General features: G+C 68.6%; 9 protein-coding genes and 1 pseudogene. 2 read left to right on the top strand and 8 right to left on the bottom strand.

The window, feature by feature from the left end; all coding sequences use genetic code 11:
- Window positions 1-204, top strand: a pseudogene (locus ACSNOK_RS09155) (hypothetical protein); the annotation flags it as partial.
- Window positions 205-215: 11 nt separating this feature from the next.
- Here ACSNOK_RS09155 and ACSNOK_RS09150 read toward each other — a convergent pair.
- Window positions 216-734, bottom strand: a complete 519-nt coding sequence (locus ACSNOK_RS09150) for a hypothetical protein (RefSeq protein WP_436780101.1) — start codon at window positions 732-734, stop codon at window positions 216-218.
- Entirely contained in the window at window positions 724-1533 is an 810-nt protein-coding gene (locus ACSNOK_RS09145) for a hypothetical protein (RefSeq protein ID WP_436780100.1), read from the bottom strand. The genes ACSNOK_RS09150 and ACSNOK_RS09145 overlap by 11 nt, the downstream gene beginning before the upstream one ends.
- 448 nt (window positions 1534-1981) lie before the next feature.
- On the opposite strand from ACSNOK_RS09145, the gene ACSNOK_RS09140 reads away from it, so the two are divergent.
- Window positions 1982-2164 carry a hypothetical protein gene (locus tag ACSNOK_RS09140; RefSeq protein ID WP_436780099.1) on the top strand — a complete coding sequence of 61 codons (183 nt, stop codon included), beginning with the start codon at window positions 1982-1984 and terminating at the stop codon, window positions 2162-2164.
- Window positions 2165-2297: 133 nt separating this feature from the next.
- On the opposite strand, the gene ACSNOK_RS09135 is transcribed toward ACSNOK_RS09140, so the two are convergent.
- From ACSNOK_RS09135 to sufD, 6 genes are read right to left on the bottom strand one after another with little or no spacing between them, the layout of a single operon-like run.
- The gene (locus ACSNOK_RS09135; RefSeq protein WP_436780098.1) at window positions 2298-2630 is read right to left on the bottom strand and encodes a metal-sulfur cluster assembly factor; all 333 of its coding nucleotides are present in this window, start codon (window positions 2628-2630) and stop codon (window positions 2298-2300) included.
- Window positions 2627-3109, bottom strand: coding sequence for a Fe-S cluster assembly sulfur transfer protein SufU (gene sufU / locus ACSNOK_RS09130; RefSeq protein WP_436780097.1), 483 nt, complete (start codon window positions 3107-3109; stop codon window positions 2627-2629). The genes ACSNOK_RS09135 and sufU overlap by 4 nt, the downstream gene beginning before the upstream one ends.
- A 13-nt stretch (window positions 3110-3122) precedes the next feature.
- Complete coding sequence (locus ACSNOK_RS09125) at window positions 3123-4379, bottom strand: cysteine desulfurase (RefSeq protein ID WP_436780096.1); 1257 nt, start codon at window positions 4377-4379, stop codon at window positions 3123-3125.
- On the bottom strand, window positions 4376-5140 hold the full coding sequence (gene sufC / locus ACSNOK_RS09120) for a Fe-S cluster assembly ATPase SufC (RefSeq protein ID WP_436780095.1): 765 nt from the start codon (window positions 5138-5140) through the stop codon (window positions 4376-4378). The genes ACSNOK_RS09125 and sufC overlap by 4 nt, the downstream gene beginning before the upstream one ends.
- A 7-nt stretch (window positions 5141-5147) precedes the next feature.
- Window positions 5148-5477, bottom strand: a complete 330-nt coding sequence (locus ACSNOK_RS09115) for a non-heme iron oxygenase ferredoxin subunit (protein WP_436780094.1) — start codon at window positions 5475-5477, stop codon at window positions 5148-5150.
- Window positions 5474-6655 carry a Fe-S cluster assembly protein SufD gene (sufD, locus tag ACSNOK_RS09110; protein WP_436780093.1) on the bottom strand — a complete coding sequence of 394 codons (1182 nt, stop codon included), beginning with the start codon at window positions 6653-6655 and terminating at the stop codon, window positions 5474-5476. Before sufD ends, ACSNOK_RS09115 begins: the two co-directional genes overlap by 4 nt.
- Between the last annotated feature and the right edge of the window lie 13 nt (window positions 6656-6668).

The raw sequence follows: 6668 nt of genomic DNA, 5'->3' as shown, positions 1-6668 counted from the left end.
GCCCTCACCACCGGCCCGGGCCCCACCGCCCTCACCGCCCTCACCGCCCGGCGGTCGGACCGCGTCGACCACGCCACCGCCCCCGCCGACCCGGGCGCCGAGGCCCTCCTGCTCCGCCCGGACGGTCACATCTGCTGGGCGGGCACACCGGCCGGGGACGGCCTGGAAGCGGCCCTGGACCGCTGGTTCGGCCCCGCCGCCTGACCGGGCCACGATCAGTCTTCGGCGCGCCGCAGCACCGTGGACGGGCAGTTGTCCGGGTCCGTGTCCTTGAACAGCACCCGCTCCTCCCCGTCCCGGCCGACGACAAGCGTGTCGAGCGGTCGGCGGTGCGGCGGCGGGTCGGAGTAGGACAGCCGCACCCGCACCTGCGCCACCCCGGGGAGCTCTGACAGGCTCCAGGTACCGGTCGCGCGGAACGTCTTCTCCTTCCGGTAGGACGGCGAGTCTTCGTACGGCCACCGGGCGACGGAGAACGTCCCCCGGTCCGCTCCGGGGTCGTACCGCAAATGGACGGTCATCCCGTCCGGACCCTCGTACTCTCCCGCCACGTCCGCCTCCGAAGCCCTGGCGACCGCTTCCGGACACCCCTGTCCGCCCCAGCTCAGCCAGGCGAACCCGAGAAGCCCACCGAACAACAGCACGACCAGCGCGAGTCCGGTGGTCAGGAACCGCGGCACGGATCCGAAGAGGAAGCGGAGACAGCGGCGGAGGCCACCCTTCTCACTTGCCATGAGCCGGGATCTTCTCCGTCCAGATCACACGCTGACTCAGGTTCCTGCCCGGACCCCCTTCATGGTCGACCTCTTCCGTCCACTTCCAGTAACCCATGTAGTGCAAGAACGAGGAGGTGCTCGTCGTGTTGTCGATCGTGTACTGCACGATCGGCGATCCGTCGTGGTCGGTTCCCTTGATCTCGTAGTGGAGCTGGTACGACCCCATGAACGCCTCGCCCAGCCTGGCGTCATCCCCGGTGACGATCGCGGGCAGGTCCTCCGTCAGCAGCTTCTTCACGGCGCTTCCCTGACCCCCCTTGGCAATGGAAAAGGGAATGGCCCCCGAGCCCTTTCCGTTCTTCCAGCCCTTTGCGATCTCCTTCCGCACGCTGTCCATCCGCTCGCTTCCACGGATGAGCTCCGTCAGCTTGTCACCGGTCGTGTACGTGCGTTCCGACGCTCCGCCGTTCGTCAGCCAGTCCCAACCGATGTCGTAAGGGCTCTCGTTGTTCCGCGAAGGATGCGGATCCTCGCCCGAGAGGGCCAGATTCAGTTGGTTGTACCGGTCGACACCCAAGGTGGCGGTGTGGTTGATGTCCGTCAGCCCCGGCTTGGTGTTGAACCAGGTCTCGACACCCACGTCCGCCATCAGACTCATCGAGAGGTTCTCGTCCGCCAGGATCGCCCTACGCGTGATGTCGATGATCTCGTCTTGGGCGTGATCGAGGTTCTGTTGGGTGTCCGCCTTGACGGTTCCGGTGAAGGTCACCCGCCCCGTGTCGTCGACCGAGAAGCCCTTCTCCTTGGCCCGGTTCACGGCGTCCTTCAATTCCTTCCGGACTGCCCTGAGTTCACCCGCCCCGTCTCGGGCTTGGGGGGTGTCGGCAGGCCGGGGATCGGGGTGGGGGAAACGAACGGTGACGGCTCCTTCCCCAGCGGGCCTTCAGGCTCGTACTGGTTCGGGAGAAAACGGTTCAACGCGCTCCCCGGAGCAGGAGCGAATCCCTCGTCCTCCGGCCCCGCCGGCAGGATCGGCGGCTTCGGCAGTCCACTCTGCCCCGGATCATCCTTCGTCCCCATACTCTCCCCCTTCGCTCCGCTTTCATCGAACGTCCGCCGAGACTACATCGCACTCCAGTTCGCCGAAGAGCGACACCGAGCAAGTCGGCCACCGCAACGACAGAACGCCATCGAGGCCGGTGGAGCGGGTTAACATCCCCCTGCGATCGAACTTGCGTTCGCATCCCGAGGGGGGAAGGAACCCGATGAAGAACACGTCCCGCGCCACCCGCCGGATCGTCGGAACCGGTGCCGCCGTGCTGCTGCTCGGTGCCGGTGCGCTGGCCGGTGCGTTCGCCAAGGGCAGCAAGGTGAAGGCCTCGCTGCACTACTTCGACCCGAACGCCGGCTTCAGCGGCTTCCGCACCGAGCGGACCGTGACCCTGTAGGCACCCGCGGAACGGGCACACACCCGCGCGCGGCGGGAACGGCAACGGCCCGCCCCCGGACATACCGGGGCGGGCCGTTCACGTCGGCGGAGGCCGGACTCCGATGGAGGCCGTACTCGGACGAGGACCGTACTCAGACGTTGAAGCCGAGCGCGCGGAGCTGCTCCCGGCCCTCGTCCGTGATCTTGTCCGGGCCCCACGGCGGCATCCAGACCCAGTTGATCCGGAGCTCGTTGACGATGCCCTCGGTCGCGGACTTCGCCTGGTCCTCGATGACGTCGGTCAGCGGGCAGGCCGCGGACGTCAGCGTCATGTCGAGGGTGGCGATGTTGGCGTCGTCGACGTGGATGCCGTAGATCAGGCCGAGGTTGACGACGTCGATGCCCAGCTCGGGGTCGACCACGTCGTACAGGGCCTCGCGGACCTCTTCCTCGGTGGCCGGCTTGGTGGTCACTTCGTCGCTCATGCCGTCTTCCTCGCAGTGCTCTCGGTGCTCGCGGTGTTCTCGCCCAGCGCCTGGGCGGTCGCGTCCTTCCACGCCATCCAGCTCAGGAGAGCGCATTTCACCCGCGCGGGGTACTTGGAGACGCCGGCGAACGCCACCGCGTCCTCCAGCACCTCCTCCATCGCGTCGTCCGGCTCGACCTTGCCCTTGGACTGCATCAGCTCCAGGAAGGTCTCCTGGATCCGCCGGGCGTCGGCGAGCTCCTTGCCGACCAGCAGCTCGTTGAGGACCGAGGCGCTGGCCTGGCTGATCGAGCAGCCCTGGCCCTCGTACGAGACGTCCTCGATCGTCTCACCGGAGAGCCGGACCCGCAGGGTGATCTCGTCACCGCACGTCGGGTTGACGTGGTGCACCTCGGCGTCGCCGGCCCGCAAGCCCCTGCCGTGCGGGTGCTTGTAGTGGTCCAGGATGACGTCCTGGTACATCGAATCAAGCTTCACAGTCCGCTGCCCATCAGCCGAAGAAGTTCCGGACGTGCTCCAGACCCTCGACCAGGGCGTCGACCTCGCCGGGGGTGGAGTACAGGTAGAACGACGCCCGCGTGGTCGCCGGAATTCCGTACCGCAGGCAGACGGGCCGTGCGCAGTGGTGGCCGACCCGGACGGCGATGCCCTGCTCGTCGAGGACCTGGCCCACGTCGTGCGGGTGGATGTCGCCGAGCGTGAAGGAGATCGCCGCGCCGCGGTCCTCGGCCGTGGTGGGGCCGATCAGCCGGAGGCCGGGGACCTCCTGGAGCCGCTGGATCGCGTACTGGGTGATCGCGTGCTCATGCCGCGCGATCTTGTCCATGCCGATCGACGACAGGTAGTCCACGGCCGCGCCGAGGCCGATGGCCTGGGCGATCGGGGGCGTACCGGCCTCGAACTTGTGGGGTGCCGGGGCGTAGGTGGACGAGTGCATCGAGACGGTCTCGATCATCTCGCCGCCGCCGAGGAACGGCGGCAGGTCCTCCAGGAGCTCCTGTCGTCCCCACAGCACGCCGATGCCGTCCGGGCCGCACATCTTGTGGCCGGTGAAGGCCACGAAGTCGGCCTGGAGCGCCTGGACGTCCAGCGGCATGTGCGGCGCGGCCTGCGAGGCGTCGACGACGACCAGCGCGCCGACCTCCTGGGCGCGCCGGACGATCGCCTCGACCGGGTTGACCGTGCCCAGGATGTTGGAGACCAGCACGAACGAGACGACCTTGGTCTTCTCGGTGATGACCTGCTCGATGTCCGACAGGTCGAGCCGGCCGTCGTCGGTCAGCCCGAACCACTTCAGCTTCGCGCCGGTGCGCTGCGCGAGCAGCTGCCACGGGACGATGTTGGAGTGGTGCTCCATCTCCGTGATGACGATCTCGGTGTCGTGGTCCACCCGGTAGGGCTCGTCGGCCCAGCCGAGCATGTTCGCCACCAGGTTGAGCGACTCCGAGGCGTTCTTGGTGAATATGACCTCGTCGCGGCTGGGAGCGTTGACGAACGCGGCGATCTTGTCACGCGCGCCCTCGTAGAGCGCGGTGGCCTCCTCGGCGAGGACGTGGACGCCGCGGTGCACATTGGCGTTGTGCTGCTCGTAGTACTCGTTGATGACGTCGAGCACCTGGCGCGGCTTCTGGGACGTCGCCGCGTTGTCCAGGTAGACGAGCTTCTTGCCGTCGTGCAGGACGCGGTCGAGGATGGGGAAGTCCTTGCGGATCGCCTCGGTGTCGAGGAGCCCCGGAATCTGTGTCACGCGGTGACGCCTCCCGTCGTGTACGCCTCGTAGCCCTCTTCCTCCAGCTTGTCGGCGAGCTCGGCGCCGCCGGACTCGGCGATGCGGCCGTTCGCGAACACGTGCACGAAGTCGGGCTTGATGTAGCGCAGGATGCGGGTGTAGTGCGTGATCAGCAGGGTGCCCACCTCACCGGTCTCACGGACCCGGTTGACGCCCTCGGAGACGATGCGCAGGGCGTCGACGTCCAGGCCCGAGTCGGTCTCGTCCAGAATCGCGATCTTCGGCTTGAGGAGCTCCAGCTGGAGGATCTCGTGCCGCTTCTTCTCACCGCCGGAGAAGCCCTCGTTGACGTTGCGCTCGGCGAAGGAGGGGTCCATGTGCAGGCGCGCCATGGACTCCTTGACCTCCTTGACCCAGGTGCGCAGCTTGGGGGCCTCGCCGCGGATCGCGGTGGCGGAGGTGCGGAGGAAGTTGGACACCGAGACGCCGGGCACCTCGACCGGGTACTGCATGGCGAGGAAGACGCCGGCGCGGGCGCGCTCGTCGACGGACATCTCCAGGACGTCCTCGCCGTCGAGGGTGACGGTGCCGCCGGTGATCGTGTACTTGGGGTGACCGGCCAGCGAGTAGGCCAGGGTGGACTTGCCGGAGCCGTTCGGGCCCATGATGGCGTGGGTCTCGCCCTGCTTCACGGTCAGGTCGACGCCACGCAGGATCTCCCGGGGGCCGCCTTCGGCGTCGACGGAGACGTGCAGGTCGTGAATCTCAAGCGTTGCCATGGGGAACTCAGGACTCCTGGGTGACGGAAACGAGCACAGACGCGTCTGGGCCGTCTCCTTCGATCTTGACGGGGTAAACGGGGACCGGTCGGGTGGCCGGGAGACCCGAGGGCTTTCCGGTGCGCAGGTCGAAGGTGGAGCCGTGCAGCCAGCATTCGATGGCGCAGTCCTCCACCTCGCCCTCGGAGAGCGAGACGTTGGCGTGCGAGCAGATGTCGTGGATGGCGAAGACCTCGCCCTCGGTGCGGACGATCGACACGGGGGTGCCGTCGACCTCCACCCGCTTGGGCGTGTCGTCCTCCAGCTCGCCGAGAGCGGCCACGCGTACGTAGGTCATGCGACGGACGCCTCCAGCTCGGCCTCGATCTTGGAGATGAGGCGCTCCTGAAGCTCGGGGACGCCGATCTGCTGGACGAGCTCGGCGAAGAAGCCGCGGACGACCAGCCGGCGGGCCTCGTCGGCGGGGATGCCACGGGCCATCAGGTAGAACAGCTGCTCGTCGTCGAAGCGGCCGGTCGCCGAGGCGTGGCCGGCGCCGACGATCTCACCGGTCTCGATCTCCAGGTTGGGGACCGAGTCGACGCGGGCGCCGTCGGTGAGGACGAGGTTGCGGTTGAGCTCGTAGGTGTCGGTGCCCTCGGCCGCGGCGCGGATGAGGACGTCGCCGATCCAGACGGCGTGCGCGTCCTTGCCCTGGAGGGCGCCCTTGAAGACCACGTTGCTGCGGCAGTGCGGCGTGTCGTGGTCGACGAAGAGGCGGTGCTCCTGGTGCTGGCCGTTGTCGGTGAAGTACAGGCCGTAGAGCTCGGCCTCGCCGCCGGGGGCGCCGTAGACGACGCGCGGGTGCAGCCGGACCAGGTCGCCGCCGAAGGTGACGATCACGGACTTGAAGCGGGCGTCGCGGCCGACGAGCGCGGTGTGCTGCGCGGCGTGGACGGCCGTGTCGTCCCAGTCCTGGACGGAGACGACGGTCAGCTTGGCGCCGTCGCCGAGCAGGTACTCGACGTTGGCGGCCAGGGTGGCGTCACCGGTGTGGTCGATGACGACGATGGCCTCGGAGAAGGCGCCGATCTCGACGACCTGGTGGCCGAAGGCCACGCCGCCCTCGCCGTGCACGGCGATCCGCACGGGCTCGGTGAGCACGGTGTTCTTGGGGATCGAGACGACGGACGCCTTCTCGAAGGAGCTGTACGCCTGGGCGGCCACCCGGTCGACGGGCTTGCCGGCCTTGCCGAGGCGGGCGTCGTCCCGGCCGACGGTCTCCACGGTGACGCCCTCGGGGGCGCTCACCTCGACCTTGATGCCGCCGCCGTTCGCCACCGCCGTGCCGTCGTGCAGACCGCGGAGGCGCTCCAGCGGGGTGAACCGCCACTCCTCCTCGCGGCCGTGCGGCACGGGGAAATCGGCGACGTCGTACGAGGCGGGGGCGCTGACCCGCGCGTCGATGGGCTGCTTGGCCCCGCCCACCTGGATGGCGCCGTCGGTGGTGCTGCCGGCGGGAGTGTTGTCAGCCATGGCTGTCGTGGTG

Origin of the sequence: Streptomyces sp. URMC 126 (assembly GCF_051386555.1) — a bacterium.
Lineage (GTDB): Bacteria > Actinomycetota > Actinomycetes > Streptomycetales > Streptomycetaceae > Streptomyces.
The sequence above is the reverse complement of the archived record's forward strand: the minus strand, read 5'-3'. Positions and strand labels throughout refer to the sequence as shown.

What these genes read in the sequence shown, in the direction of transcription:
- ACSNOK_RS09150 (WP_436780101.1), bottom strand. Translation starts at nt 734, where the DNA reads ATGGCAAGTGAGAAGGGTGGCCTCCGCCGCTGTCTCCGCTTCCTCTTC.
- ACSNOK_RS09140 (WP_436780099.1), top strand. Translation starts at nt 1,982, where the DNA reads ATGAAGAACACGTCCCGCGCCACCCGCCGGATCGTCGGAACCGGTGCC.
- ACSNOK_RS09135 (WP_436780098.1), bottom strand. Translation starts at nt 2,630, where the DNA reads ATGAGCGACGAAGTGACCACCAAGCCGGCCACCGAGGAAGAGGTCCGC.
- sufC (WP_436780095.1), bottom strand. Translation starts at nt 5,140, where the DNA reads ATGGCAACGCTTGAGATTCACGACCTGCACGTCTCCGTCGACGCCGAA.
- ACSNOK_RS09115 (WP_436780094.1), bottom strand. Translation starts at nt 5,477, where the DNA reads ATGACCTACGTACGCGTGGCCGCTCTCGGCGAGCTGGAGGACGACACG.
- sufD (WP_436780093.1), bottom strand. Translation starts at nt 6,655, where the DNA reads ATGGCTGACAACACTCCCGCCGGCAGCACCACCGACGGCGCCATCCAG.